Source organism: Blastococcus goldschmidtiae (genome assembly GCF_031845325.1).
Taxonomy (GTDB): Bacteria; Actinomycetota; Actinomycetes; order Mycobacteriales; family Geodermatophilaceae; genus Blastococcus; species Blastococcus goldschmidtiae.
In genome coordinates this window covers 91,254-117,630 of record NZ_JAVREI010000011.1, presented here as the reverse complement: position 1 = coordinate 117,630, position 26,377 = coordinate 91,254, and the positions used below count along the sequence as shown (strand labels likewise).

The following is a 26,377-nucleotide window of genomic DNA, read 5'->3' as shown; positions in this document are numbered from 1 at the left end:
GGTGAGGTCCGCCCCGCACGGCTTGGCCGGGCCCCGTTCGGTGCCGAGACAGCTGATGTGGACCTGCGCCGTTGGTGGTTGCTCGCGGTGGCCGCGCCGGCGTTCTTCGCCTGCGCTGCCGCCGCCACGACGCCTGCCTTCCGTGACCTGGGCGACGTCGCCGTCGTCCTCGTCGGCCTGATCACGTCGGCCGTCCTCTGGGTCGCAAGCCGCCGCCCGGGCCGGCCACCGGCCTGGCGGTTGTTCGCGATCGCGCCGCTGTTCCCGGTGCTCGGCGCCTTCCTGGCGTCCGTGGTCGACGCCGCCGATGCGCTGGACAGGGTGGTCGTCCGCTGGGTGCCGACGGTGCCCGGCTACGTGATCGCCATCGTGGCGCTGCTCGGGCTGGCCGGCCGGTCCCGCCTGCTCTGCGGACGCCGCGCGGCCACGGAGGTCGCGCTCTTCCTGACCTCCTGCCTCGTCGCGGTCCGGCTGCTCGTCACCGGCCCGGTCGGCGCCTGGTCCGGGATGGACCTGCCCGAGCAGGTCGTCCTCGGCGCCGCCGTCGTCGTCACCTCGGCGACCATGACCGCCGCTCTCCTCCTGCTCGGCGTCGTCGAGCCGGCCCGCCGGCGCATGGCCGTCGTGCTCCTGGCCGGTACGGCGCTGCTCACCAGCGGCCGCGGGCTGGGCACCTCCGCCGTGCTCTCGGACAGCGTCGCCTCCAGCGCGATCGCCCGCTTCCTGGTCGTGGGCGGGCTGCTCCTGCTCGCCCTCGCCGTCCTGCTCGACCCCGGCTGGAGCACGTCGGCGCCGTCCGCGAGCGGTCTGCGCCGCTCCGTGGACGTGGGCCAGCTGCTGCCGATGGGCGCCCTGCTCGTGGCCGTCGCGGCCGCGGGCGTGGTCCGGCTGCTCGGCTCGCAGCTGGACCTGCTCACCTGGGTCGGGCTCCTCCTCGCGGTCCTGCTCGCCGTGGTGCACCGCTGGACCACCGCGTGCCAGGAGCACCACCTCACGGCACGGCTGCGGCGCAGCGAGGCCTACTTCCGGTCGCTGGTCCACTCCGGTGTCGACGCCGTCGTGATCCTCGACGACGCCCTGCGGGTCACCTGGGCCTCCCCGGCCCTGGAACGGGCCCTCGGGCCAGCCGCAGGGCAGCTCGTCGGCCGCCCCCTGCTGGACGCCGTGCACCCCGAGGACCTGGCGGCCGTCGCCGACGTGCTGTCGGCCGACGCGGAGGCACCCGCCCTCGTGGGCCTGCGGCTGCGCGACGCCGACGGGGTGTGGCGCTGCCTGGAGGCCGGCATCGCCGACCTCCGCGGTGACCCCGACGTCGGTGCCGTCGTCGTGCAGTGCCGGGACATGACCGAGCGGCAGGCCCGCGAGCGCTCGCTGCAGAGCGTCGCCTACACCGATCCGATGACCGGGCTGCCCAACCGCGCCGGCATGCTGCGGCTCCTCGAGGAGCGGCTGGCCTCGCCGGCGGTCGACGAGGAGCGCGGCACCCTGCTGATGGTCGAGCTCGACGGCATCCTGGCGGCCCGGCAGCACGCCGGCCGTGACGTGGTCAGCGCGGTGGTGGCCGAGGTCGGCCGCCGGCTGCGGGCCACGGTGCGTGGAGAGGACGTCGTGGCGCGTCTGGGTGGCGGGGCCTTCGCCGTGGTGGCCACGGGCCGCGGCGCCGATGCCGACCAGCTGGCCGACCGGATCCTCTCGGTCGTCGAACAGCCGATCCTGACCGCCGCCGGCATCGTGGACCTCAGCGCCTGCGTGGGCCTGGTCGAGCTCGAGGCCGGTCTCGCCGTCGAGGACGTCCTCGCCCGGACCGACCTGGCCCTGCGCGCGGCGAGCGATGCCGGTGCCGGCATGGCGCAGTCCTACCGGCCCGCTCTGGGTGAGGCGGCCGCGCGCCGCGAGCAGCTGCGCGAGGATCTCCGTTCGGCGCGTGCCCGCGGTGAGCTGTTCCTCCTGTTCCAGCCCGTGGTGTCCCTCACCGACCAGAGCGTGGCCGGGGTGGAGGCGTTGCTGCGCTGGCGCCACCCGACCCTGGGGGAGGTCCCGCCGGCGGAGTTCCTTCCGCTGGCCGAGCAGTCCGGCCTGATCGGTGAGCTGCAGCGGTTCGCCCTCGAGGAGGCGGCTCGCGCCGGCGCCGCCATGCCCGAGTCGGCCGCCGACGTGCGCATCGGGATCGACGCGCCCGCCGGGTACGTCGCCACCGGCGCGATGGTCGCCGACGTGGAGGCCGCGCTGCGCGCCTCGGGGCTCGCCCCCGAGCGGCTGGTGCTCGAGATCGGCGACGGCACCGTGACCTCCAGCGAGGAGCGCGACGGGCTCGACGTCTCCACGCTGCGGCTCATGGGCGTGCACGTGGCCCTGGCCGGCTTCGGTGGCGACTCCTCCATGCTCACCCACCTGACCAAGCTGCCCATCGACATGGTCAAGCTCGACCGGACCTTCGTGTCGCGGATCGACCGGGACCCCAAGACCCGCGCGCTCTGCGAGTCGATCGTCGGCATCGGGCGGGCACTGGGCATGGCGGTCGTGGCCGAGGGCGTGGAGACCTCCGCGCAGCTGGCCGTCCTGAGCGGCTTCGGCTGCCACTTCGCGCAGGGCTTCCTGCTGGCCCGGCCGATGCCGCTGGAGCAGCTGATGGCGCTGCTCTCCGACGCGGCGAGTCCGGCGTGGCCCGGCCTGGTCGGCTCCCGCTGACGAGCAGCGCGCGGTGACCGCGGTGCCGGGTGCGGACCGGCCGCGGCGCCGCGTGCTGCTCGTGCCGACCGTGGATGCAGCGGAAATGGACACGCGAGTCCACCCAGTGGGACACGTCGGTTGACGACCGGGCCGATCGGGGCGCACAGTGTGCAGGTGCCCCACGCCTGCCTGCTCGTCGACGGCTGCCACCGCAGCCTCCTCGTAGTTCCCTAGCGCGCCGGTCGTTTCCCGCGACCGACGCGCTGACCCCTCCGTGCCTGTGGCACGAGGGGTTTTTTGTTGCCCGACAGCTGTCGACGACCCGCCGGCACCCGCACTCGTCCCGCACGGCCCAGGAGAGACGCCGAGATGACCACCAGCCAGAGCGAGTCCGCCACCCGCGAGGCCGCCGCCGCCCTCACCGGCGTCGAGACCACGGCCCGCTCCCTCGAGGAGGCCGCGGTCGAGCCGGCCGCGGGCATCACCGGGGCGCAGAGCCTCGTCCGCTCCCTGGAGGCCATGGGCGTCGACGTCGTCTTCGGCATCCCGGGCGGCGCGATCCTGCCGCTCTACGACCCCCTGTTCGACTCGAAGGTGCGCCACGTGCTCGTGCGCCACGAGCAGGGCGCCGGTCACGCGGCCACGGGCTACGCCCAGGCCACCGGCCGCGTCGGCGTCTGCATGGCCACCTCCGGCCCGGGCGCGACGAACCTGGTCACCCCGCTGGCCGACGCCTACATGGACTCGGTCCCGATCGTGGCCATCACCGGCCAGGTGCCCAGCGGCTCGATCGGCACCGACGCCTTCCAGGAGGCCGACATCCGCGGCATCACGATGCCGATCACGAAGCACAACTTCCTGGTCACCGACGCGGCCGACATCCCGCAGCGGATCGCCGAGGCATTCCACCTGGCCTCCACCGGACGTCCCGGCCCGGTTCTGGTCGACGTCCCCAAGGACGTCCTGCAGGCGACGACGGACTTCGCCTGGCCGCCGCGGATGGACCTGCCCGGCTACCGGCCCACCACCCGGCCGCACGGCAAGCAGGTGCGCGAGGCCGCCGCGATGATCGCCGCGGCCCGCCGCCCGGTGCTCTACGTGGGCGGCGGCGTGCTCAAGGCCGGCGCCACCGAGGAGCTGGCCGAGCTGGCCGCCCTCACCGGGGCCCCGGTGGTCACCACGCTGATGGCCCGCGGTGCGTTCCCCGACAGCAGCCCCCAGCACCTGGGCATGCCGGGCATGCACGGCACCGTCGCCGCGGTGACCGCGCTGCAGAAGTCCGACGTCCTCGTCGCCCTCGGCGCCCGCTTCGACGACCGGGTGACCGGTCAGCTGGCGACCTTCGCGCCCGACGCCCTGGTCGTGCACGCCGACATCGACCCCGCCGAGATCGGCAAGAACCGCAAGGCCGACGTGCCGATCGTGGGCGACGCCAAGGAGACGATCGGCCAGCTGGTCACCGCGCTGCGGGCCGAGCACGAGGCCGGGCGGACCCCCGACCTGGCCGACTGGTGGGAGCAGCTCGACGACTGGCGCGACCGGTACCCGCTGGGCTACGACGAGCCCGAGGACGGCGCGCTGTCGCCGCAGTACGTCATCGAGCGGCTCGGCGCGATCGCCGGCCCCGACGCCATCTACACCTCCGGCGTGGGCCAGCACCAGATGTGGGCGGCGCAGTTCATCAAGTACGAGAAGCCCGGCACCTGGCTCAACAGCGGCGGGCTCGGGACGATGGGCTACGCCGTCCCCGCGGCGATGGGCGCCAAGCAGGGCTGTCCGGACACCACCGTGTGGGCCATCGACGGCGACGGCTGCTTCCAGATGACCAACCAGGAGCTGGCCACCTGCGCCATCGAGGGCATCCCGATCAAGGTCGCCGTCATCAACAACGGCAACCTCGGCATGGTCCGGCAGTGGCAGACCCTGTTCTACGAGGGCCGCTACTCCAGCACCAAGCTGCACGCGCAGAATCCGGACGGGACGCCCAAGCCGGTGCGCATCCCCGACTTCGTGACGCTGGCCGAAGCGCTGGGATGCGTGGGCCTGCGGTGCGAGAGCAAGGACGACGTCGACGCCGTGATCGAGAAGGCCATGGCGATCACCGACGCCCCGGTCGTCATCGACTTCATCGTCGGCTCCGACGCCCAGGTGTGGCCGATGGTCGCTGCCGGCGCGAGCAACGACGACATCCTGGCCGCCCGCGACGTGCGGCCCGTCTTCGGAGAGGGTCAGGTCTGATGCCCCGCCACACGCTGTCCGTGCTGGTCGAGAACAAGTCCGGTGTCCTGGCCCGCGTCTCGGCGCTGTTCAGCCGCCGCGCCTTCAACATCGAGTCGCTCGCCGTCGGGCCGACCGAGAACCCCGGCCTGTCGCGCATGACGATCGTCGTGGACGCCGAGGCGTCTCCGCTGGAGCAGATCACCAAGCAGCTGAACAAGCTGATCGAGGTGATCAAGATCGTGGAGCTGGAGACCGGGGCCGCGGTGCAGCGCGAGCTGCTCCTGGTCAAGGTGCGCGCGCCCCTGGCCGAGCGCACCCAGGTGCTCCAGACCGCGGAGCTCTTCCGGGCCCGGGTCATCGACGTCAACCCCGAGACGGTGACGCTCGAGGCCACCGGCACCCCGGACAAGCTGCAGGCGCTGCTGGCCGTCCTGGCTCCGCTGGGCATCAAGGAGATGGCCCAGTCGGGCACCGTGGCCCTGGGCCGCGGGCCGAGGTCCATGTCCGGCACCGGTACCTTGCGCCCGGTCGAGCGCACCGCCTAGCCCGAGATTTCGCACCACCAACCGAAGGGAACCGCACACAGCATGGCTGCCGAGATCTTCTACGACGACGACGCCGACCTCTCGATCATCCAGGGGCGCACCGTCGCCGTCCTGGGTTACGGCAGCCAGGGGCACGCGCACGCGCTGTCCCTGCGCGACTCGGGCGTCGACGTCCGCGTCGGCCTGCCCGAGGGCAGCAAGAGCCGGGCCAAGGCCGAGGCCGAGGGCCTGCGCGTGGTGACGCCCGCCGAGGCGTCCGCCGAGGCCGACCTGATCATGATCCTGGCGCCGGACCACGTGCAGCGGACCCTCTACACCGAGTCGGTGGAGCCCAACCTGCAGGACGGCGACGCGCTGTTCTTCGGCCACGGCTTCAACATCCGGTTCGGCTACATCCAGCCCCCGGCCGGCGTCGACGTCGCCATGGTCGCCCCCAAGGGCCCGGGCCACCTGGTGCGCCGCGAGTTCGAGAACGGCAAGGGCGTGCCCTGCCTCATCGCCGTCGAGCAGGACGCCAGCGGCAGCGCCCAGGCCCTCGCGCTCTCCTACGCCAAGGCCATCGGCGGCTCGCGCGCCGGCGTCATCAAGACGACCTTCGCCGAGGAGACCGAGACCGACCTCTTCGGTGAGCAGGCCGTGCTCTGCGGTGGCGCGAGCGCGCTGATCGCCGCCGGGTTCGAGACCCTCACCGAGGCCGGCTACCAGCCCGAGGTCGCCTACTTCGAGTGCCTGCACGAGTTGAAGCTGATCGTCGACCTCATGTACGAGGGCGGCATCGCCAAGCAGCGCTGGTCGGTGTCCGACACCGCCGAGTACGGCGACTACACCTCCGGCCCGAAGGTCATCGACGCCCGCGTCAAGGACTCCATGAAGGACGTCCTCACCGCCATCCAGGACGGCTCGTGGGCCGCGGCCTTCATCGCCGACCAGGACGCCGGCGCCCCGGACTTCAAGGCCAAGCGCGCCGCCGCCGAGGCGCACCCCATCGAGGAGACCGGGCGCAAGCTGCGCGGCCTCATGAGCTGGGTGTCGGCCTCCGACGACTACACCGGCACCGCCGCGCGCTGACCCGCGCACACGGAACGGGCCCCGTCACCTCGCGGTGACGGGGCCCGTTCGCTGTGCTGGGGTCAGTAGCCGCCGGCCGCCTGGTACTTCGGCGATGGGCCGTGCTGGTTGGGGCCGGGGTGCCCGTCCAGGGCCCAGAGCACGATCAGCACGATGATGCCGATGCCAGTCAGCCAGATCAGCTGCCACCAGCCGGACTTGCCCGTGTCGTGCAGCCGCCGCGCGCCGACCGCCAGGCTCGGGATCAGCAGGGCGAGGGAGAGCAGCAGGCTGAAGATGCCCGTGCCGGCGTACACCTCGCTCCCGATTGCAACGTCGATGACCGACGTGACGATCGAGGCGAGGAACGAGGCCAGGACGAACCACCAGAACTCCGAGCGGCGGGCCCGGCCGGTGAAGACGGCGTACTGCGTCAGGACGCTGCGCACCGCCGTGCCGATGTCCATCATCGGGGTGGCGGCGGCCGGGGCGTCGTAGCCGGGGGCCGACGGGTAGGGCTGGCCGTAGCCGGGCTGCTGACCGTAGGCCGGCTGCTGGCCGTAGCCGGGCTGCGCGGGAGGGGTGCCCCAGCCGGGCTGGTCCTCGGGAGGCAGGTTCGACCCGCTGCCGGGTGGGTTGGTCACGAGGCATCATCCTTGTGGTCAGGGGGCCCCACCGAGTCGGCGGAGCACTGGCGCGCGGAGTCTAGGGCGCCGGAGCGAGCGGCACGGGCGTCGTCGCCGAACCGCAACCCGCTCGTGTGGCCAAAGGGCCTGCTCCCTAGGCTGTTTTCCCGTGACAGCCACCGTGCCGGGGACCGCGCCCGTCGTCCTGATCGCCGAGGAGCTGGCCCCGAGCGTGCTCGAGGTGCTCGGGACCGACGTCGAGATCCGGCACGTCGACGGGGCCGACCGGTCCGCGCTGCTGCCCGCACTCGCCGACGCGGCCGCGGTGATGATCCGCAGCGCCACCCGGATCGACGCCGAGGCCCTGGCAGCCGCGTCGAACCTCAAGGTCGTGGCCCGGGCCGGCATCGGCCTGGACAACGTCGACGTCGCCGCCGCCACGGAGCGCGGCGTGATGGTCGTCAACGCGCCGACGTCGAACATCGTCAGCGCCGCCGAGCACGCCGTCGCCCTGCTGCTCGCCGCCGCCCGCCAGATCCCCGCCGCCGACGCGACCCTGCGCGAGGGCCAGTGGAAGCGGTCGACGTTCATGGGCGTCGAGGTCACCGAGAAGACCGTCGGCGTCGTCGGCCTCGGCCGGATCGGCGTGCTGTTCGCCCAGCGGCTGGCGGCCTTCGGCGTCGAGCTCATCGCCTACGACCCCTACATCCAGCCCGGTCGCGCCGCCCAGCTCGGTGTCCGCCTGGTCTCGCTGGAGGAGCTGCTGCGCGAGTCGGACTTCATCTCCATCCACCTCCCCAAGACTCCCGAGACCCTGGGCCTGATCGGGGCCGAGCAGCTGGCCATGACCAAGCGCGGCGTGATCATCGTGAACGCCGCGCGCGGCGGGCTGGTCGACGAGGCGGCGCTGGCCGACGCCCTGCGGTCGGGTCAGGTCGGTGCCGCCGGCCTCGACGTCTACGCGACGGAGCCCTGCACCGACAGCCCGCTGTTCGGGCTGCCGAACACCGTCGTCACCCCGCACCTGGGCGCCTCCACCACCGAGGCCCAGGACAAGGCCGGCACCGCAGTGGCGCGCTCGGTGCGGCTGGCGCTGCAGGGCGAGTTCGTGCCCGACGCGGTGAACGTCCAGGCCGGCGGCGTCGTCTCGGAGGACGTGCGCCCGGGCCTCCCGCTGGCGGAGAAGCTCGGCCGGGTCTTCACCGCCGTGGCCGGCGGCCTGGCCCAGTCGGTCACCGTCGACGTGCGCGGCAAGCTCGCTGAGTTCGACGTCGCGGTCCTGCAGCTCGCCGTGCTCAAGGGTGTCTTCTCCGACGTGATCGAGGAGCAGGTCACCTACGTCAACGCGCCGCTGTTCGCCGAGCAGCGCGGCCTCGAGGTGGCGCTGAGCAGCGACCCGGAGAGCCCGACCTACCGCAACCTGGTCACCGTGTGCGGCGCCATGGCCGACGGCCGCCAGGTCACGGTCTCCGGCACGCTCTACGGCAAGAACCAGGTCCCGCGCCTCACCGAGGTGGCCGGTTTCGAGATCGACCTGGCCGCCTCCGGCCGGCTGCTGTTCTTCACCTACGCCGACCGCCCGGGCGTCGTCGGCGCCGTGGGCGCGGCACTGGGAGAGGCCGGGATCAACATCGCCGGCGCGCAGGTCAGCCGGACCACCGAGGGCGGCGAAGCGCTCATGGCGGTGACCGTGGACAGCCCGGTCAGCCCCGAGCTGCTCGAGGACATCGCCGGCCGCATCGGCGCCCGGGAGGCCCGCGCCGCGGACCTCGACACCCTCTGACCTAGGGTCGATCCTCATGCGCCTGGCAGTGATTTCCGGAGACGGCATCGGCCCCGAGGTCGTGGCGGAGGGGCTCAAGGTCCTCCGCGAGGTCGCCCCCGACCTCGAGACGACGCCCTACGACCTGGGGGCGGCCCGGTGGCAGCGCACCGGTGAGCTCCTGCCCGACACGGTGCTCGACGAGTTGCGCGGCCACGACGCGATCCTGCTCGGCGCCATCGGCGACCCCAGCGTGCCGCCGGGCATCCTGGAGCGCGGCCTGCTGCTGCGGCTGCGCTTCGAGCTCGACCACCACGTGAACCTGCGGCCGGCCCGGCTGTTCGACGGCGTCCGGGGGCCGCTCGCGGCCGAGGGCCCCATCGACATGCTGTGCGTCCGCGAGGGCACCGAGGGCCCCTACGTCGGCAACGGCGGCGTGCTCCGCAAGGACACCCCGCAGGAGGTCGCGACCGAGGTCAGCCTCAACACCGCCTTCGGCGTCGAGCGCGTGGTCCGCTACGCCTTCGAGCGGGCGGTCGCGCGGCCGCGCAAGCACCTGACGCTGATCCACAAGACCAACGTGCTCACCCACGCCGGTGGCCTGTGGTCGCGGATCGTGGAGGAGCTCTCCTCGGAGTTCCCGGACGTCACCGTGGCCTACCAGCACGTCGACGCCGCCTCGATGTTCTTCATCACCGACCCGGCCCGCTACGACGTGATCGTCACCGACAACCTGTTCGGCGACATCGTCACCGACATCGCCGCCGCCGTGACCGGTGGCATCGGGCTGGCCGCCAGCGGCAACCTCGACGCCTCGGGCACGAACCCGAGCATGTTCGAGCCGGTGCACGGCTCGGCTCCCGACATCGCCGGCCAGGGCATCGCCGACCCGACCGCCACGGTGCTGTCGGTCGGGTTGCTGCTGGAGCACCTCGGGCGCTCCGAGCAGGCGAGGAAGGTCAACGCCGCCGTCGCCTTCGACCTCTCGACGCGGGACCCGCAGCAGCAGATCCGCACGGCCCAGGTCGGCGACCGGCTCGCCGCGCTCGCGTCCGGCTGAGCCGCCGGGCGCGGCTGCCCGGCGCTACGGTTCCGTTGTGCAGCAGCGGGTGGTCGCTCTCGGCGCGGAGTGCGACCTGCTGACGGAGCAGGAGGCCCGGGCGGAGCTGCTCGCGCAGGCCCCGCCGGCCGACGCCCCCGCCACGGTCGGCTGGGCGCCGTACGTGCCCGTTCCCGAGGTCCTGGTCCTGGACCCTCGGGCGGTCTCCTTCCGGGTGGCCGAGTTCGCCGACCTCTCCGACGGACGGCGGATACGGCTGCACGCCGAGCGCGGTTTCACGATCGGCGGGGGTCCCGACCCGTGGGCGGGCCTGACGCTCGACCAGCTGACCGACGACGTCCTGAACACCGTGCTCCCCGATGACGCCGAGGACACCGGCGAGGACCACCCCTGGTCGTGGCTGGCCGAGCTGTTGCGCGTGCAGGGCGTCGATGCCGGGCCCGAGGACCTCCGGGGCCTGCCGTACGCCGTCGAGTTCAGCAACCGGCTGCGCGCGCGGGTCCTCGACCGGCCGTAGCGGGGTTCAGCCCTCCGGCGGTTGCTCGCGCAGCAGGTCGCCGACCGGCACGGGCAGGACGGCGCGGCCGGTCTCACCCGGCGCGGGCCACTCCGGGCGGACCGTGCAGCCGGTGGGGCAGGACTCGACCAGCACCACCGGCTGCCAGACCCAGTCCTGGCCCGGTTCGCCGGCCGGAAGGAGTCCCGGCGGCAGCAGGTCCGCAGCCTCGGCCTCGGCGCCGGCCGGCGCGAGCTGCGTGCCGGTGAGCAGCAGCGGCAGCACCCGGCCGCTGCCGCCGTCCGGGGCCAGCCAGCCCACCTGCTCGCCGTCGGCGCGGCGCACGGGCGTCCAGTCGGTCGGCATCACGGTGCGGCAGCCTGCCAGGGCAGGCGGGCGACGGCGCGTGCTTTACTCGTCGGCGATGTACGCCACCGGCACGATCATCATCATCTAGCGCGCAGTCCCCTCCTCGACTGCGCGCAGACCTCCCGTACCCGGGGGGTCTTTTTCGTGTTCGGGCCGGCAGCACCTCCCGGGAGAGACCGTGACCACCAGCGAGACCGACTTCCACGTCTTCGACACGACGCTGCGCGACGGCGCCCAGCGCGAGGGCGTCAGCTACTCCGTGGCGGACAAGCTCGCCGTCGCCCGGCTGCTGGACGAGATCGGGGTCGGGTTCATCGAGGGCGGCTGGCCCGGGGCGCTGCCCAAGGACACGGAGTTCTTCTCCCGCGCCCGCACCGAGCTCAAGCTGCGGCACGCCCTGCTGGTGGCCTTCGGGTCCACCCGCAAGGCCGGGGTGCGGGTGGAGGACGACGCCCAGGTGCGCGCGCTGCTGGACGCCGAGACGCCGGTCGTGTGCCTGGTCGCCAAGTCCGACGTCCGGCACGTCCGCGAGGCGCTGAGGACGACGCTGGAGGAGAACCTCGCGATGGTCGGCGACACCGTCGCCTTCTTCGTGTCCCGCGGCCGGCGGGTGTTCCTCGACTGCGAGCACTTCTTCGACGGCTACGCCGCCGACCGCGACTACGGGGTGCGGGTGCTGCAGGCGGCGTTCGACGCCGGAGCCGAGGTCGGGGTCCTCTGCGACACCAACGGCGGCATGCTGCCCATGGGCGTGGGGCGGGTCGTGGCCGACGTGCGGGCGCGGGTGAGCGGGAAGCTCGGCATCCACTGCCAGGACGACACCGGCTGCGCGGTGGCCAACACCCTCGCCGCCGTCGAGGCCGGCGTCACCCACGTGCAGGGGACCGCCAACGGCTACGGCGAGCGGGCCGGCAACGCCGACACGTTCGCGCTCATCGGGAACCTGGTCACCAAGATGGGGCTGCCCGTGGTGCCGGCCGAGTGCCTGCCCGAGCTGCAGCGGGTCAGCCATGCGATCGCGGAGCTGGCCAACATCGCACCCGACGAGCACCAGCCCTTCGTCGGGGCCTCGGCGTTCGCGCACAAGGCCGGCCTGCACGCCAGCGCCATCAAGGTGAGCCCGGAGCTCTACAACCACCTCGACCCCGCCGTCGTCGGCAACGACATGCGCATCCTGGTCACCGAGATGGCCGGCCGGGCGTCGGTGGAGCTCAAGGGCCGCGAGCTGGGCGTCGACCTCACCGGTCAGTCCGAGGCCATCGGACGGGTGGTGGACCGGGTCAAGGTGCTCGAGGCCGACGGGTGGTCGTTCGAGGCGGCCGACGCCTCCTTCGAGCTGCTGCTGCGCGGCCAGCTGCCCGACGCCCCCGCGCCGCTGTTCGAGCTGGAGAGCTACAAGACCTCCGTCGAGCACTGGGGCAACGGCGTCGTGGTCAGCGAGGCGACGGTCAAGGTGCACGTCGACGGCGAGCGGGTCATCAGCACCGCCGAGGGGAACGGGCCGGTCAACGCCCTGGACAACGCGCTGCGGCAGGCGCTGGTGAACCGCCATCCGCAGCTGGCCGACGTCGCCCTGGCCGACTACAAGGTCCGCATCCTGGGCTGGCGCGGCGGCACGAGCGCGACCACGCGGGTGCTCATCGACACCACCGACGGGGTGGGGGAGTGGACCACGGTCGGGGTCCACGCCAACATCGTCGAGGCCTCGTGGCACGCGCTGGTCGATGCGCTCACCTACGCCGTCCTGCGCCGTCCCGCCTCGGCCGGCTGAGCGCTCAGCGCGGCTGGATCTCGCCCATCGGGCCCCAGCCGGATACGTCGGGGGCGTCGACGTAGATGATCTGCGGCTGCGCGGCGACGAGATCCGGCGCCTGCTCGACGAAGCGCTTGAACGCCTCCGTGCCGACGTGGGCCGCGCCGGCCTCGGAGTCGCGGAAGCCCTCGACGCAGACGAAGGTCCCCGGCTCCTCGAGGCTGCGCGACCACTCGAAGAACAGCGAGCCCTCCTCGGCGTTCACCGAGCGGGCGTAGTCGGCGGCCAGCGCGGTCCACTCGTCGGCGCGCTCGGGACGGACGGGGAACTTCACGACGATGAGGATCACCACGACATCCTCGCCCTCCGGACCGGAGCGCTGCATCCCCCCGCGCAGCGGCGTCCTCCCTCACCATGTGGCGTCCTCCCTCACCGTGGGACGTGAGGGAGGACGCTCGGGGATCAGGTCACCTGATCCCGGCGGGCTCTACAGCGGGTCGAGGCGGGTGCGCAGCAGGCAGAACTCGTTGCCCTCGGGGTCGGCGAGCACGTGCCAGTTCTCCTCGCCGGTCTGGCCCACGTCGGCGGGGACGGCGCCCAGGTCGAGCAGGCGCTGCAGCTCGGCGTCCTGGTCGCGGTCGGTCGGGTTGAGGTCGATGTGCAGGCGGCGCCGCCCGGGGGTGGGGTCGGCCACCGGTCCGAAGATCAGCGTCGGGGCCGCCCCGCCGAAGCCCTCGGCCGGGCCGATCTCGATGCTGCCGTCGTCCTCGCGGCCGAGCACCTGGTAGTCCAGCACCGCGGCCCAGAAGGCGGCCAGCGCCTCGGGGTCGCGGCTGTTGACGACGAGCTCGGAGAAGCGGCAGGCCATGGCGTGACCCTAGGGCCGTCCTGTGCGTGGTGCTCTGTCGTGCCGAGTGGGGCCCGAAGGGTCCCGCGCAGGCGCGACGCAGCGGCTCAGCGTGAACGGGGGACGGCAATTGGTCGCGGTGTCGGCCGGAGGCCGGCGGTGTCATAGCCTCCTAGCGTGCGCATCGTCCGTTTCGCCTCACCCCAGGGCATGTCCTTCGGCGTCCTCGACGGAGACGGCCAGGTGGCCCAGATCGAGGGCCATCCCTTCGGCCAGATCTCGTTCACCGGCGCCCGCTACGCGCAGGCCGACATCCGGCTCCTGTCGCCGATCCTGCCCAGCAAGGTGGTCTGCGTCGGCAAGAACTACGCCGACCACATCGCGGAAATGAAGGGGCAGACCGGCGACGCCCCGAAGGAGCCGCTGCTGTTCCTCAAGCCGTCGACGTCGGTGATCGGACCGGGCGACGCCATCCGCATCCCCTCGGGCAGCACGAACGTGCACCACGAGGCCGAGCTGGCGGTCGTCATCGGCGCCCGCGGCGCCCGCAACGTCTCCCCGGAGCAGGCCCTGGCCAGCGTCTTCGGCTACACGATCGGCAACGACGTCACCGAGCGGGACATGCAGAAGAGCGACGGGCAGTGGACCCGCGCCAAGGGCTTCGACTCGTTCTGCCCGCTGGGGCCCTGGATCGAGACCGACCTCCCGGGCGTGGGGCTGGACGCCGCCGACCTCGAGGTGACCTGCACCGTCGACGGCGAGCGCCGCCAGCACGGCCGCACCAGCTCGCTGATCTTCGGCATCCCGACGCTGATCTCCTACATCTCCCGCGTGATGACGCTGCTGCCCGGCGACGTCGTCCTCACCGGCACCCCTGCCGGCGTCGGCCCGATCCGCGCCGGTCAGCGGGTGGAGTGCACCATCGAGGGGCTGGGCACGCTGGCCAACTCGGTCACCGATGCCGACGCCGTCTCCACCGCCGGCGGCGCCCGATGACGGCGGCTACGGCTGTCCTGACCACCGCCCCGACGACCCCGGTGCGCACCCGGTTCTGCCCCTCGCCGACCGGTCTGGTGCACGTCGGGCTCATCCGGACCGCGCTGTTCAACTGGGCGCACGCGCGGCACACCGGGGGCACGTTCGTCTTCCGCATCGAGGACACCGACGCCGCGCGCGACTCCGAGGAGTCCTACCGGCACCTGCTGGACTGCCTGCGCTGGCTCGGGCTGGACTGGGACGAGGGCCCCGAGGCCGGCGGTCCCTTCGGCCCCTACCGCCAGTCGGAGCGCTCCGAGATCTACCGCGACGTCGCGTCGAAGCTGCTCGAGTCCGGCCACGCCTACGAGTCCTTCTCGACCAACGAGGAGGTCGACGCCCGCCGCCGCGCCGCGGGGCAGGACCCCAAGCTCGGCTACGACAACCACGACCGGTTCCTGACCGACGCGCAGAAGGCCGCCTTCCGCGACGAGGGGCGCTCCCCGGTGCTCCGCCTCCGGATGCCCGACGAGGACCTGGTGTGGACGGACCTGGTGCGCGGCGAGGTGCGATTCGCCGCCGGGGCGGTGCCCGACTTCGTGCTGGTGCGCGGCAACGGTGCGCCGCTGTACCCCTTCGTCAACCCGGTCGACGACGCCCTCATGCAGATCACCGACGTGCTGCGCGGTGAGGACCTGCTGCCCTCGACGCCCCGCCAGCTGGCGCTCTACGCCGCGCTCACCGACATCGGCGTCGCCCGGGGCACCCCCCGCTTCGGTCACCTGCCGCTGGTCACCGGCGAGGGCACGAAGAAGCTTTCCAAGCGGGACCCCACGTCCAACCTCGACGTCTACCGCGACCGCGGCTTCCTGCCCGAGGGCCTGGTCAACTACCTGGCGCTGCTGGGTTGGTCGATCGCCGAGGACCGCGACATCTTCTCCGTGGCCGAGATGGTCGAGGCCTTCGACGTCAGCCGGGTCAGCGCCAACCCGGCGCGCTTCGACCTGAAGAAGGCCGAGGCGATCAACGCCACCCACCTGCGGGCGCTCCCGGTCGAGGAGTTCAGCGAGCGGGTCGTGCCGTACCTGGCCGCAGCCGGCCTCGTGGCCGAGCCGCCGACGGCGGAGCAGCAGCAGACGCTGGCCGCCATCGCGCCGATGGCGCAGGAGCGCATGATCGTGCTCTCGGAGGCCGTCGGGCTGCTGGGCTTCCTCTTCGTCGACGACGTCGAGATCGACCCGGCCGCCGCCGACAAGCAGCTCTCCGGCGAGAACGCGGTCGCCGTGCTCGACGCGGCCACCGCGGCGCTGCGCGAGCTGGGGGAGTGGAGCACCCCGGAGATCGAGGGGGCGCTGAAGTCCGCGCTCGTCGAGGGCCTGGGCATCAAGCCGCGGCAGGCCTTCGGGCCCGTGCGGGTGGCCGTGAGCGGGCGCACCGTCTCGCCGCCGCTCTACGAGTCGATGGAGCTGCTCGGGCGCGAGCGCACCCTGGCCCGGCTCACCGCGGCGCGCGCGGTCGCCGGCGGATGACCGTTCGGGCCCTGGAGGGGACGGCCCCGGAGGAGGCCTACGCCGGCCCACCGCCCACGGTGCGGCCGGCAGCGGACCAGCCCGTCCCGGGTCCGCCGCGGCAGGAGGCGCCCGCGGAGCAGCCGGAGCCGGCCCCGCCGACGCCGTACCTGCTCGCGATGCGCACGGTCGGGTGGGCGTGGTGGCGACCGGTGGCGGGGTTCGCGCTGATCGCCTTCCTCCTGGCCGTCGGTTTCGTGCTGACCCGCATCGCCGACCTGCTCACCGGCACCGGCGCCGACCTGGACCCGGTGCCGCTGACCTGGCGCGGCCTGCTGGTCACCGGCCTCCTCCTCGCCCTCGCGCTGCCCGCGGTGCTGCTGGCCTGGCCGCTGGTGCACGGCGTCGGCCCGGGGCGCGGCCTCTCGGTCGCCGGACGGCTCCGCTGGCCGTTGCTGGGACGATCCACCGTCCTCGCGCTCGCCACCGTGGGCGTAGCCGTGGCGCTGGGTGTGGCGGGCGCCGTGCTCCTCGCCGGCCGGGAGGTCCCCGGGCCCGTGCCGGAGCTGCCGTGGGTCCTGGTCGTCGGGCTGCTCACCGCGCCGCTGCGGGCCGCCGGGGAGGAGCTGCTGTTCCGGGGCTACCTCAGCCAGGCGGTGGCCGGCTGGATCGGCCGCCCACGGGTGGGGGCCGCCGTCGCCGCGCTCGTCAGCGCGGTGCTGTGGGCCGCGCTGTACGGCACGGACGACCTCGCCGGTTTCGTCGGCCGGGTCGCTCTCGGGCTGGCCGCGTCGGCCGTGGTGCTGCTGACCGGCGGTATCGAGGCGGCCGTCGCCCTGCACGCCGTCTGCGGCGTCGTGGTGCTCGTGCTCGGGGCGGTCCTGGGAGAGGGCGCGGTGCCCGGTCTCGTGCCGGGCGGGCCGGGTGCGGTGTTCGTGCTCGTCGCAGCCCTGGGCCTGGCCGCGTTCGTCGGTCTGGTCGCCCGCCGGGGCACGCGGAGCTAGAGGGGGGTGCGCCGACCCCGGGGCACGTCGGGTATCGTTCTCTGCGGCGCCGTGAGAACGGCCCATGGGGTATGGGGTAATTGGCAGCCCGACGGTTTCTGGTTCCGTTAGTCTAGGTTCGAGTCCTGGTACCCCAGCGAGGAAGCGCCAGCTCCTCCGCTGCAGCACCATCGCGGCACTGCACGGCCCCGTCGTCTAGCGGCCCAGGACGCCGCCCTCTCACGGCGGTAGCGAGGGTTCGAATCCCTTCGGGGCTACGCACACGAGAGCCCCCGACCGGCAACGGTCGGGGGCTCTCGCTCATCACGCCCCCCTGTGCGGGGCGATGCACGGGCCGTGGCAGAATGTCGGTGTCCGGCCCCGTCGTCTAGCGGCCCAGGACGCCGCCCTCTCACGGCGGTAGCGAGGGTTCGAATCCCTTCGGGGCTACAACGCTCGAGAGCCCCCGACCGGCAACGGTCGGGGGCTCTCGGCGTTCCGGGGACTCAGGCGTCCAGGACGAGGGTCGCCTCCAGCGGGAGCTCCACGGCGCTCGTGCCCACCCGCAGCCGGTGGTCGCCCGGCTCGTACTGCCAGCCGTCGGCCCAGTACGCCAGCAGGCGGGTGGGGACGGCGACCTCCACCCGCGCGGTCTCCCCGGCCGGCACGCGCACCGGAGCGGAGCCGACCAGCCAGCGGACCGGGCGGTCGACGGCGGATTCGGGGCGCTCGGCGTACACCTGCACGACCTGCTTGCCCGCGCGCTCGCCGCGGTTGGCCACGGTCACGGTGACGGTCACGACCTCGCCCGGGCGGGCCGCCGGCGGGACGTCGACGGCGGTCACGTCGATCCGGGTGTAGCCGCGGCCGCTGCCGAACCAGTAGGCCGGTGCGGCCTCCTGCCGCAGCCACGCCCGGTAGCCGATGTGCACGCCCTCGGCGTACTCGACGACGCCGTCGGCCGGGGTGCAGGACAGCACCGGCACGTCGGCCTCCGCCGCCGGCCACGTGGTCGGCAGCCGACCGCCGGGCTCGGCTCCGCCGAGCACGACCTCGGCGACGGCGTTGCCGAACTCCTGCCCGCCGAACCAGCCGACGAGCAGAGCGGCGACGTCGTCCCGCCACGGCATGAGCACCGGGGAGCCGGCGTTGACCAGGACCACCGTGCGCGGGTTGGCGGCGGCGACGGCGCGGACCAGGTCGTCCTGCCGGCCCGGCAGGGCCAGCGTCCGGCGGTCGTAGCCCTCGGACTCGACGATCGAGTTGGTGCCGACGACGACCAGCGCGACGTCGGCCGCGGCGGCCGCCTCCGCCGCCCCGGCGATCAGCGCGTCCGCGTCGACGTCGGCCGGCTCGGTCCCCAGCCGCAGCGACATGGCGCGCGCGTTGAACCCGCGGCGTCGGCGCAGGTCGTACACCAGGCGGAGGTCGACCGGGGTCCCGGCGGTGAGCCGGACCTGTGCCGACGCGGTGGGCGGGTTGGTGAACGCCGCCCCCAGGGCCTCCGCGCTCGGCCGGAGCTTCTCGTCGACGAGCAGCTCGCCGTCCACGTACAGCCGGGCGGAGCCCACCAGCGCGACGCCGAGCCGGACGACGCCGGTGTCGGAGGGGGTCAGCCGCGTGGTCAGCTCGAACTCCGCCGCCGCCTCGATGGGGGCGTCGCCGCCGAAGTAGACGAGGTTGCTGGAGCGGCGGTCCTCGGCGAGCAGCTCGGTGCCGTCCTCGTCGACGAACCGCGCGCGCAGGCCGCGCTCCCCGGTGACCGGGTTGGTCAGCTCGTCCAGCGGCAGCTCCACGACGCCGTCCTGGACGACGGCGCCGACGGAGTAGGTGACCTCGACGCCGGGCAGCGCGCTGCGCAGGCCCGCCAGCGGGGAGACGGTGTACTCTGGGACGACGGTGGCGCTGCCGCCGCCCTGGGTGCGCGCCGCCGCGGCGTTGTTGCCGATCACGGCGACCGACCGCAGGGTCGCGGCGTCCCACGGCAGCTCGCCGCGGTTCTCCAGCAGGACGGTGCCCTCGGCGGCGGCCTCGCGCGCCAGCGTCACGCCGTCCTCGACCCAGACCGGGTCGGCGGGCGCCGTGCCCGGGAGCGCGCCCACCCGCTGCGCCAGCCGGAGGATGCGCAGCACCTTGCGGTCGACGTCGGCCTCGTCGATCTCGCCGTCGCGCACGGCCGCGACCAGCGCGTCGCCCCACGGCCCGGTCGGGCCGGGCATGACCAGGTCCTGCGACGCCTTCGCGGCCTCCAGGCTGCGCACGCCGGTCCAGTCGCTGATGACGACGCCGTCGAACCCCCACTCGCTGTTCAGCGGCGTCTCGAGCAGGTCGTTCTCGCTCGCGGTGGCGCCGTTGATCGAGTTGTAGGAGCTCATGACGAGCCAGGCCCGCGCCTCGGTGACCGCCTTCTCGAACGCCAGGAGGTACAGCTCACGCAGCGTCCGGTCGTCGGCGCGGACGTCGACCGTGAAGCGGTCGGTCTCGAAGTCGTTGGCGATGTAGTGCTTGGGGGTGGCGCCCACGCCGTTGTCCTGCACGCCGGTCACGTAGGCGGCGGCGAGTTCCGCGGTCAGCACCGGGTCCTCGCTGAAGCACTCGAAGTGCCGGCCGCCGAGCGGCGAGCGGTGCAGGTTGATCGTGGGGCCGAGCACGACGTCGACGCCCTTGCGCCGGGCCTCGACGGCCGCCGCCGCACCGTAGCGGCGGGCGATGTCGGGATCCCACGCCGCGGCCAGGGCGGTGGCCGAGGGCAGGTTCAGCGACGGATCCCGCTCGTCCCACACCTCGCCCCGGACGCCCGAGGGACCGTCGGACACGAGGATGCGCCGGAGGCCGATCTTCTCGATCGGCCAGGTGGTCCAGAAGTCCCGCCCGGTGAGCAGCTGCACCTTCTCCTCGAGGGTCAGCGCGGCGAGGGCGTCGGTGAGCTGGATGTCCGTCGATGCGGCGGAGTGCGTCATGGGTCCGTTCTCGTCGGTCGGTGACGGTGAGCTGGGGCACACCGTAGAGGGAAAACCGAGCGACCACTAGGTTTTGCCCCGCGGCCCCGGCCTAGGGTGGCGGCATGACGGAGTCCGCCGCGAGGTCGCGCGGCGCGTACGCCAAGACCGCGGCGCGGCGGCAGCGGATCGTCACCGCGGCGGTGGAGGTCTTCGCCGCGTCCGGCTACCACAAGGGCTCCCTGCGGGACGTCGCAGAACGCGCGGGTCTGAGCCAGGCGGGCCTGCTGCACCACTTCCCGAGCAAGGTGCACGTGATCCAGGCCGTGGTCGAGTGGCACGACGAGCAGTCCGCCCGGGTCATCGCCGACGCCGTCGCCGGTGGGCTCGACCCGCTGGGTGCCCTGGTCGTGCTGCTCGAGCACAACGAACGGAATCCCGAGCTGGTCGGGCTCTACGTGCTGCTCTCCGCCGAGGCGACGGCGCCGGACCACCCGTTGCACGACTACTTCGTCCGGCGCTATGCGGGCGCGGTCGCCCGCCTGCAGGCCAGGCTGGAGGGCGCCGCCGGGTCGGGCCGGCTGCGCCCCGGTGTCGACCCCGCGGGGGTGGCGCGGGCCCTGACGGCCCTCATGGACGGGCTGCAGGTGCAGTGGCTGTACGACCGCGGGTCGGTGGACATGGCGGCGGAGCTCCGCCGATACCTCGCGCCGCTGCTCGTCGCCGATCCCTAGACCGGCGCGGCCTGCGGCTGCGGGTCAGCGCGCGGCCCGGGCGATCGCGGCGGCGGCGTCGAGGACCGCGCCGACCACCTCGGGGGCCGGCCGCCGGCCGAGCCGCTCGACCGGCCCGGAGATGGAGACCGCGCCCAGGACCGCGCCGGAGCCGTCGCGGACCGGCGCCGAGAGCGAGGCGACACCGGGCTCGCGCTCGGCGACGCTGTGCGCCCAGCCGCGGCGGCGCACGTCGAGCAGCGTGCGCCCGGTGAAGCTGGCAGACGGCAGCAGGCGGGTGACCTCGTCGGCCGGCGTGAACGCCAGGAGCGCGTGCGCGGCGGAGCCCGCGGTCATCGGCAGGCGCGCGCCGACCGGGACGGTGTCGCGCAGGCCGCTGGTCCGCTCGGCGGCGGCGACGCAGACCCGGCTGGCGCCGTCCCGGACGTAGAACTGGGCGCTCTCCCCGGTGACGTCCCGCAGGGTGACCAGGTGCCGGCCGGCGACGTCACCGAGGTCGGCCGACCCGCGGCCCAGTTCGGCCAGCGCGGGGCCCGGGGCCCAGGTGCCGGTGTCGGTGCGCCGGACGAGCCGGTGTCCCTCCAGCGCGACCGCCAGCCGGTGCGCCGTGGCGCGCGGCAGCCCGGTGCGGGCCACGAGCTCCGCCAGGGTGGCCGGCTCGTCGGCGACGGCACGGAGGATCGCGACCGCTTTGTCCAGAACGGCGACGGGGTTAGGCTGTCCCACACAGCAATACTTGCATCTCACACAGTGAGAAACAAGCGCGACCAGCCGGGAGACCCCCGGTGAGAGGACGGACCCGTGCCCAAGACCCTGGCCCAGAAGGTCTACGACGCCCACGTGGTGCGCAGCGCCGCCGGAGAGCCCGACCTGCTCTACATCGATCTGCACCTCGTGCACGAGGTCACCAGCCCGCAGGCCTTCGACGGCCTGCGCGCCGCGGGGCGCACGGTGCGCCGTCCCGACCTCACCATGGCCACCGAGGACCACAACGTCCCGACGCTGGACATCCTCAGCCCCATCGCCGACCCGGTCAGCCGGGCCCAGGTGGACGCGCTGCGCCGGAACACCGCCGAGTTCGGCATCCGGCTGGCCCCGATGGGCGACCGCGACCAGGGCATCGTGCACGTCATCGGCCCGCAGCTGGGGCTCACCCAGCCGGGCATGACCATCGTCTGCGGCGACAGCCACACCTCCACCCACGGCGCGTTCGGCGCACTGGCCTTCGGCATCGGCACCAGCGAGGTCGAGCACGTCCTGGCCACCCAGACGCTGCCCCAGTACAAGCCCAAGCAGATGGCGGTCACCGTCGACGGCGAGCTGCCCCCGGGCGTCTCGGCCAAGGACGTGATCCTCGCCGTCATCGCGCAGATCGGCACCGGCGGCGGTCAGGGCTACGTCATCGAGTACCGCGGCAGCGCCATCGAGAAGCTTTCGATGGAGGCCCGGATGACCATCTGCAACATGTCCATCGAGGCCGGCGCCAAGGCGGGCCTGATCGCTCCCGACCAGACCACCTTCGACTTCCTGCAGGGCCGCCCGCACGCCCCGCAGGGTGCGGACTGGGACGCCGCCGTCGCCCACTGGTCGACGCTGCGCACCGACGAGGACGCGGTCTTCGACGCCGAGGTGGTCATCGACGCCGCGAGCCTCACCCCCTTCGTCACCTGGGGCACCAACCCCGGCCAGGGCCTGCCCATCGACGCGAGCGTGCCCGACCCGGCCGACTTCGCCGACGAGGGCGACCGTCGCGCCGCCGAGCAGGCGCTGGAGTACATGGGCCTCACCCCCGGGACCCCGCTCCGCGAGATCGAGGTCGACACCGTCTTCCTCGGCTCCTGCACCAACGGCCGGATCGAGGACCTGCGGGTCGCCGCCGAGCTGCTGCGTGGCAAGCGGATCGACGGCGACACCCGGATGCTCGTCGTCCCCGGGTCGGTGGCGGTCAAGGCGCAGGCCGAGACCGAGGGCCTGGACCAGGTGTTCCTCGACGCCGGCGCCGAGTGGCGCGGCGCCGGGTGCTCCATGTGCCTGGGCATGAACCCCGACCAGCTCAAGCCGGGGGAGCGCTCGGCCTCCACCAGCAACCGCAACTTCCAGGGTCGCCAGGGCAAGGGCGGGCGCACCCACCTGGTGAGCCCGGCCGTCGCCGCGGCGACCGCGCTGACCGGCCGCCTGACCGCCCCCGCCGACCTGATCGGAGCTTGAGCCATGGACGCCTTCACCACGCACACCGGTACCGCCGCGCCGCTGCGCCGGACCAACGTCGACACCGACCAGATCATCCCGGCCGAGTACCTCAAGCGGATCACCCGCACCGGCTTCGAGGACGGCCTGTTCGTCGCCTGGCGGACCAACGAGCCCGACTTCGTGCTCAACCGGCCCGAGTACGCGAACGCCTCGATCCTCGTCTCGGGTCCGGACTTCGGCACCGGCTCCTCCCGCGAGCACGCCAACTGGGCGCTGCTGGACGGCGGATTCCGGGTGGTCATCAGCCCGCGGTTCGCCGACATCTTCCGGAACAACTCGACCAAGGCGGGGCTGCTCACCGTCGTCCTGCCCGAGGCCGACGTCGAGGCGCTGTGGGCCGCGATCGAGGCCGACCCGGCGCTCCCGGTCACGGTCGACCTGCAGGCCGAGCAGGTCACCTACTCCCCGGCGGGCGGGCAGAGCACGACGGTGCCGTTCCAGATCGACCCCTACACGCGCTGGCGGCTGCTCGAGGGGCTCGACGACGTCGGCCTGACCGAGCGCCACCTCGACGACGTCGAGGCGTTCGAGGCAGGCCGGCCCGCCTGGCTGCCGAAGGCCCTGCCGACGGTGTGACTCAGGGGCGGGCGTCCGGATCGGGGTCGAGGTCCCGGTAGTAGTCGGCGACCAGTGCTCCCGGCCGGCCGCCCAGGGCCCAGACGCTGCCCTTGGCGGCCGGCGGGAGCAGCCCGGTCACCCCGTGACCGTGCACGCCCAGCGCCTGCAGCACCGACGGCATGGCCCCGCCCTGGCTGCAGACGACGGTGACGCCGGCATCGGCCCGCGGGACCATGAGCCGCTCGATCGCGGTGAGCCCCCGCTGCGGGTCATCCGAGAAGCCCTCCTCGCCCAGCTCCGGGAGGTCGTGGACGCCGACGCCGATCAGCTGTGCGAGCGGCTGCACGGTCTGCCGGCAGCGCAGCGGCGGTGCGGACGCGACCGCGTCGGGGGAGAAGTGCGGCAGCACCTCGGCCAGCCGCTGGGCCTGCCGCCGACCCTTGCCGTCCAACGGCCGCAGGTCGTCGGGGCCGTCGAACTCCTGTTTGCTCCCGGCGCGCCCGTGTCGGACCAGCAGCACCGTCACCTCGCGCGGCAGGTCGGGCCGGGCGGCGTCGGCGATCACCAGCCGGTCGTGGTCGTGCGTGACCAGCGCCGCCGCGTCGTCCGGCGGGAGCCACCGGAGCTCGTCGCACTCGTCGTTGGCGACGAACGACCCGCCGATCCAGCGCATGAGCCAGTAGTCGACCCGCTTCGGCACGTCGTCGACGGCGTAGCCGGTCGTGGGGGCGCGGCGTCCAGCCACCACCTCCAGGCCGGTCTCCTCGCACACCTCGCGGACCGCGGCCTGCAGGGCGTGCTCGCCGGCGTCGAGCTTCCCCTTGGGCAGCGACCAGTCGTCGTAGCGCGGCCGGTGGACGACGGCGATCTCGATGGCCCCGCCCTGCCCGCCGTGCCCGCCGCCGTCGGCCGGCCGCCAGACGACGCCGCCCGCGGCGGCGATCACCCGGCCGTCAGCCCGCGAGCTCATGCATGCGCCCCATGAGGTCGGCCTGGTAGTCCCGCCCCTCGTGGTGCTCCCAGCTGCCGTCGCTGCGCAGCTCCCAGCACCGGACGCCGGGCGCCATGGCCGGGGCCAGGGTCCGCTCCAGCTGGGTGCGCGCCCGCTCGTCGCAGACCCGCATGAGCACCTCCACGCGGCGGTCGAGGTTGCGGTGCATGAGGTCGGCGCTGCCGAGCCACCACTCGTCCTCCCCGCCGTTCACGAACGAGATCACGCGGGAGTGCTCGAGGAACCGGCCGACGATCGAGCGCACCCGGATGTTCTCCGACAGCCCGGGCACGCCGGGCCGCAGCGCGCAGATCCCGCGCACGAAGAGCTCGACCTTGACGCCGGCCCGGGACGCCTCGTAGAGCGCGTCGATGATCTTCTCGTCGACGATGGAGTTGGCCTTGATGCGGATGCCGGCGGGACGGTCCTCGGCGGCGTGCCGGATCTCGCGGCGGATCTTCTCGATCAGGCCGTTGCGGATGCCGTGCGGCGCCACCATCAGCGTGCGGTAGTTCGTCTGCCGCGAGTAGCCGGTGAGCACGTTGAACAGGTCGGTGAGGTCCGCGCCCACCCGCGGGTCGGCGGTGAGGACGCCCAGGTCCTCGTAGATCCGCGCCGTCTTCGGGTTGTAGTTGCCCGTGCCGATGTGGCAGTAGCGGCGGATGACGCCCTGCTCCCGGCGCACGACCAGCGCCGTCTTGCAGTGGGTCTTCAGCCCGACCAGTCCGTAGACGACGTGGCAGCCGGCCCGCTCCAGCGAGCGCGCCCAGCTGATGTTGGCCTCCTCGTCGAACCGGGCCTTGATCTCGACCAGGACCACGACCTGCTTGCCCGCTTCGGCCGCCTCGATCAGCGCGTTGACGATGGGGGAGTCGCCGGAGGTCCGGTAGAGCGTCTGCTTGATCGCCAGAACGTTCGGGTCGGCCGCGGCCTGCTCGATGAAGCGCTGCACGCTGGTGGCGAACGAGTGGTAGGGGTGGTGCACCAGCACGTCACCCTCGCGCAGGGTCGCGAAGACGCTCTTCGGCGTCTCGCCCTCGCTCAGCCGCGGATGGGTGGTCGGGACGAACGGCTCGTCCTTGAGCTCCGGCCGGTCCAGGTCGTACAGGGCCATGAGCGAGGCCAGGTCGAGCAGCCCCGGCACGTGCACGACGTCGGCCGGCGAGACCTCGAGCTCGGAGACGAGCACGTCGAGGATCCGCGGGTCCATCGGCTCGGCGACCTCCAGCCGCACCGCGGGACCGAAGCGACGGCGGGCCAGCTCGCGTTCCAGGGCCTGCAGCAGGTCCTCGTCCCGGTCCTCCTCCACCTCGACGTCGGCGTTGCGGGTGACCCGGAAGAAGTGGTGGTCCAGCACGTCCAGGCCCGGGAAGAGCTGGTTGAGGTGCGCGGCGATGAGGTCCTCGAGCGGCAGGAAGACCGCCGTGCCGGTGGACTCGTGCGCCATGCCGGCCCCGACCGGCACGAACCGCGGCACGTTGTTGGGCACCTTGAGCCGGGCGAAGCGGGGTGCGTTCGTGTCGGGGTCGTGCACCGACACCGCGAGGTTCAGCGACAGGCCGCTGATGTACGGGAAGGGGTGCGCCGGGTCGACCGCGAGCGGGGTGAGGACGGGGAAGACCTGGTCGCGGAAGTACTCGCGCAGGCGCAACGCAGCATGCTCCTCCAGCTGGTCCCAGCGGACGATCCGGATGCCGCTGTCCTCCAGGCGCGGCAGCACGTCCTTGTTGAAGACGTCGGAGTGCCGCTGCACGAGCTCCTGGGTGCGCGCGGTGATCCGCTCCAGCTGCTCCCGGATGGTGAGCCCGTCGGGCGAGCGGACCGTGAGCCCGGTGCTCTGCCGGCGCTTCAGCCCGGCGATGCGGACCATGTAGAACTCGTCGAGGTTGCTGGCGAAGATGGCCAGGAACTTCACCCGCTCCAGCAGGGGCAGCGTGTCGTCCTCGGCCAGCTCGAGCACCCGGGCGTTGAAGTCCAGCCAGGACAGCTCGCGGTTCAGGAAGCGGTCGGCCGGCAGCGGGGCGTCGTCGGGGGAAGGCACACG

General features: G+C 73.4%; 22 protein-coding genes and 3 tRNA genes. 17 read left to right on the top strand and 8 right to left on the bottom strand.

All coding sequences use genetic code 11. The features are described 5' to 3' along the window. Nucleotides 1-57: 57 nt before the first annotated feature. The 4 genes from RM425_RS15315 (at nt 58) to ilvC (ending at nt 6,503) form a co-directional block, all read left to right on the top strand. Nucleotides 58-2,688 carry a putative bifunctional diguanylate cyclase/phosphodiesterase gene (locus RM425_RS15315; protein ID WP_311346079.1) on the top strand — a complete coding sequence of 877 codons (2,631 nt, stop codon included), beginning with the start codon at nt 58-60 and terminating at the stop codon, nt 2,686-2,688. A gap of 351 nt (nt 2,689-3,039) precedes the next feature. Next, nucleotides 3,040-4,908, top strand: coding sequence for an acetolactate synthase large subunit (locus RM425_RS15310; RefSeq protein WP_311346078.1), 1,869 nt, complete (start codon nt 3,040-3,042; stop codon nt 4,906-4,908). Then, nucleotides 4,908-5,435 carry an acetolactate synthase small subunit gene (gene ilvN, locus RM425_RS15305; RefSeq protein ID WP_091765226.1) on the top strand — a complete coding sequence of 176 codons (528 nt, stop codon included), beginning with the start codon at nt 4,908-4,910 and terminating at the stop codon, nt 5,433-5,435. The genes RM425_RS15310 and ilvN overlap by 1 nt, the downstream gene beginning before the upstream one ends. Before the next feature lie 42 nt (nt 5,436-5,477). Continuing rightward, entirely contained in the window at nt 5,478-6,503 is a 1,026-nt protein-coding gene (ilvC, locus tag RM425_RS15300; RefSeq protein WP_311346077.1) for a ketol-acid reductoisomerase, read from the top strand. Between the two features lie 62 nt (nt 6,504-6,565). Here the strand turns inward: ilvC and RM425_RS15295 are convergent, their stop codons facing one another. Beyond that, nucleotides 6,566-7,126 carry a DUF805 domain-containing protein gene (locus RM425_RS15295; protein WP_311346076.1) on the bottom strand — a complete coding sequence of 187 codons (561 nt, stop codon included), beginning with the start codon at nt 7,124-7,126 and terminating at the stop codon, nt 6,566-6,568. A 151-nt stretch (nt 7,127-7,277) separates the two neighbouring features. On the opposite strand from RM425_RS15295, the gene serA reads away from it, so the two are divergent. Genes serA through RM425_RS15280 form a run of 3 tightly spaced genes read left to right on the top strand, consistent with a single transcriptional unit; the run spans nt 7,278 to nt 10,447 of the window. Continuing rightward, a complete protein-coding gene (serA, locus tag RM425_RS15290) occupies nt 7,278-8,891 on the top strand; it encodes a phosphoglycerate dehydrogenase (RefSeq protein ID WP_311346075.1) in 1,614 nt (537 codons plus the stop codon). Between the two features lie 16 nt (nt 8,892-8,907). Then, complete coding sequence (locus tag RM425_RS15285; RefSeq protein ID WP_311346074.1) at nt 8,908-9,930, top strand: 3-isopropylmalate dehydrogenase; 1,023 nt, start codon at nt 8,908-8,910, stop codon at nt 9,928-9,930. A 37-nt stretch (nt 9,931-9,967) separates the two neighbouring features. Further along, nucleotides 9,968-10,447, top strand: a complete 480-nt coding sequence (locus tag RM425_RS15280; protein ID WP_311346073.1) for a hypothetical protein — start codon at nt 9,968-9,970, stop codon at nt 10,445-10,447. Nucleotides 10,448-10,453: 6 nt separating this feature from the next. Here RM425_RS15280 and RM425_RS15275 read toward each other — a convergent pair whose 3' ends face one another. Then, nucleotides 10,454-10,795: a hypothetical protein gene (locus RM425_RS15275; RefSeq protein WP_311346072.1), complete on the bottom strand. Its 342-nt coding sequence runs from the start codon at nt 10,793-10,795 to the stop codon at nt 10,454-10,456. Nucleotides 10,796-10,973: 178 nt separating this feature from the next. Between RM425_RS15275 and cimA the strand changes: the two genes are divergently transcribed. Continuing rightward, entirely contained in the window at nt 10,974-12,566 is a 1,593-nt protein-coding gene (gene cimA / locus RM425_RS15270; protein WP_311346071.1) for a citramalate synthase, read from the top strand. Nucleotides 12,567-12,570: 4 nt separating this feature from the next. Here cimA and RM425_RS15265 read toward each other — a convergent pair whose 3' ends face one another. Further along, entirely contained in the window at nt 12,571-12,897 is a 327-nt protein-coding gene (locus RM425_RS15265) for a putative quinol monooxygenase (RefSeq protein WP_311346070.1), read from the bottom strand. Nucleotides 12,898-13,035: 138 nt separating this feature from the next. After that, nucleotides 13,036-13,416 carry a VOC family protein gene (locus tag RM425_RS15260; protein WP_311346069.1) on the bottom strand — a complete coding sequence of 127 codons (381 nt, stop codon included), beginning with the start codon at nt 13,414-13,416 and terminating at the stop codon, nt 13,036-13,038. Nucleotides 13,417-13,572: 156 nt separating this feature from the next. Between RM425_RS15260 and RM425_RS15255 the strand changes: the two genes are divergently transcribed. From RM425_RS15255 to RM425_RS15230, 6 genes are all read left to right on the top strand, one after another. Further along, entirely contained in the window at nt 13,573-14,391 is an 819-nt protein-coding gene (locus RM425_RS15255) for a fumarylacetoacetate hydrolase family protein (RefSeq protein ID WP_311346068.1), read from the top strand. Continuing rightward, a complete protein-coding gene (gene gltX / locus RM425_RS15250) occupies nt 14,388-15,899 on the top strand; it encodes a glutamate--tRNA ligase (protein ID WP_311346067.1) in 1,512 nt (503 codons plus the stop codon). Before RM425_RS15255 ends, gltX begins: the two co-directional genes overlap by 4 nt. Further along, the gene (locus RM425_RS15245; RefSeq protein WP_311346066.1) at nt 15,896-16,882 is read left to right on the top strand and encodes a CPBP family intramembrane glutamic endopeptidase; all 987 of its coding nucleotides are present in this window, start codon (nt 15,896-15,898) and stop codon (nt 16,880-16,882) included. Before gltX ends, RM425_RS15245 begins: the two co-directional genes overlap by 4 nt. 65 nt (nt 16,883-16,947) lie before the next feature. Continuing rightward, a tRNA-Gln gene (locus RM425_RS15240) sits at nt 16,948-17,019 on the top strand. Between the two features lie 47 nt (nt 17,020-17,066). Then, nucleotides 17,067-17,139 (top strand) — tRNA-Glu (locus RM425_RS15235). A 99-nt stretch (nt 17,140-17,238) separates the two neighbouring features. Then, nucleotides 17,239-17,311, top strand: a tRNA-Glu gene (locus tag RM425_RS15230). Nucleotides 17,312-17,367: 56 nt separating this feature from the next. Here RM425_RS15230 and RM425_RS15225 read toward each other — a convergent pair. Then, complete coding sequence (locus tag RM425_RS15225) at nt 17,368-19,821, bottom strand: glycoside hydrolase family 3 protein (RefSeq protein WP_311346065.1); 2,454 nt, start codon at nt 19,819-19,821, stop codon at nt 17,368-17,370. A 104-nt stretch (nt 19,822-19,925) separates the two neighbouring features. Here RM425_RS15225 and RM425_RS15220 point away from each other — a divergent pair, with 104 nt between their 5' ends. Beyond that, complete coding sequence (locus RM425_RS15220) at nt 19,926-20,534, top strand: TetR/AcrR family transcriptional regulator (protein WP_311346064.1); 609 nt, start codon at nt 19,926-19,928, stop codon at nt 20,532-20,534. Nucleotides 20,535-20,558: 24 nt separating this feature from the next. Here RM425_RS15220 and RM425_RS15215 read toward each other — a convergent pair whose 3' ends face one another. Then, entirely contained in the window at nt 20,559-21,260 is a 702-nt protein-coding gene (locus RM425_RS15215; protein WP_311346063.1) for an IclR family transcriptional regulator, read from the bottom strand. 75 nt (nt 21,261-21,335) lie between these two features. Between RM425_RS15215 and leuC the strand changes: the two genes are divergently transcribed. Both leuC and leuD read left to right on the top strand, forming a co-directional pair. Then, a complete protein-coding gene (leuC, locus tag RM425_RS15210) occupies nt 21,336-22,742 on the top strand; it encodes a 3-isopropylmalate dehydratase large subunit (protein WP_311346062.1) in 1,407 nt (468 codons plus the stop codon). Nucleotides 22,743-22,745: 3 nt separating this feature from the next. Further along, nucleotides 22,746-23,360: a 3-isopropylmalate dehydratase small subunit gene (leuD, locus tag RM425_RS15205; protein WP_311346061.1), complete on the top strand. Its 615-nt coding sequence runs from the start codon at nt 22,746-22,748 to the stop codon at nt 23,358-23,360. A 1-nt stretch (nt 23,361) separates the two neighbouring features. Here leuD and RM425_RS15200 read toward each other — a convergent pair whose 3' ends face one another. Together RM425_RS15200 and RM425_RS15195 are read right to left on the bottom strand one after the other, a co-directional pair. Beyond that, nucleotides 23,362-24,312 carry an NUDIX hydrolase gene (locus RM425_RS15200; protein ID WP_311346060.1) on the bottom strand — a complete coding sequence of 317 codons (951 nt, stop codon included), beginning with the start codon at nt 24,310-24,312 and terminating at the stop codon, nt 23,362-23,364. Then, a complete protein-coding gene (locus RM425_RS15195; protein WP_311346059.1) occupies nt 24,296-26,374 on the bottom strand; it encodes an RNA degradosome polyphosphate kinase in 2,079 nt (692 codons plus the stop codon). Before RM425_RS15195 ends, RM425_RS15200 begins: the two co-directional genes overlap by 17 nt. Nucleotides 26,375-26,377: the final 3 nt, after the last annotated feature.

Excerpts from the sequence above, each read along its gene's own strand:
- RM425_RS15260 (WP_311346069.1), bottom strand. The coding sequence starts at position 13,416 with ATGGCCTGCCGCTTCTCCGAGCTCGTCGTCAACAGCCGCGACCCCGAG.
- RM425_RS15310 (WP_311346078.1), top strand. The coding sequence starts at position 3,040 with ATGACCACCAGCCAGAGCGAGTCCGCCACCCGCGAGGCCGCCGCCGCC.
- RM425_RS15200 (WP_311346060.1), bottom strand. The coding sequence starts at position 24,312 with ATGAGCTCGCGGGCTGACGGCCGGGTGATCGCCGCCGCGGGCGGCGTC.
- RM425_RS15220 (WP_311346064.1), top strand. The coding sequence starts at position 19,926 with ATGACGGAGTCCGCCGCGAGGTCGCGCGGCGCGTACGCCAAGACCGCG.
- gltX (WP_311346067.1), top strand. The coding sequence starts at position 14,388 with ATGACGGCGGCTACGGCTGTCCTGACCACCGCCCCGACGACCCCGGTG.
- RM425_RS15245 (WP_311346066.1), top strand. The coding sequence starts at position 15,896 with ATGACCGTTCGGGCCCTGGAGGGGACGGCCCCGGAGGAGGCCTACGCC.
- leuD (WP_311346061.1), top strand. The coding sequence starts at position 22,746 with ATGGACGCCTTCACCACGCACACCGGTACCGCCGCGCCGCTGCGCCGG.
- RM425_RS15285 (WP_311346074.1), top strand. The coding sequence starts at position 8,908 with ATGCGCCTGGCAGTGATTTCCGGAGACGGCATCGGCCCCGAGGTCGTG.
- ilvN (WP_091765226.1), top strand. The coding sequence starts at position 4,908 with ATGCCCCGCCACACGCTGTCCGTGCTGGTCGAGAACAAGTCCGGTGTC.
- RM425_RS15225 (WP_311346065.1), bottom strand. The coding sequence starts at position 19,821 with ATGACGCACTCCGCCGCATCGACGGACATCCAGCTCACCGACGCCCTC.
- ilvC (WP_311346077.1), top strand. The coding sequence starts at position 5,478 with ATGGCTGCCGAGATCTTCTACGACGACGACGCCGACCTCTCGATCATC.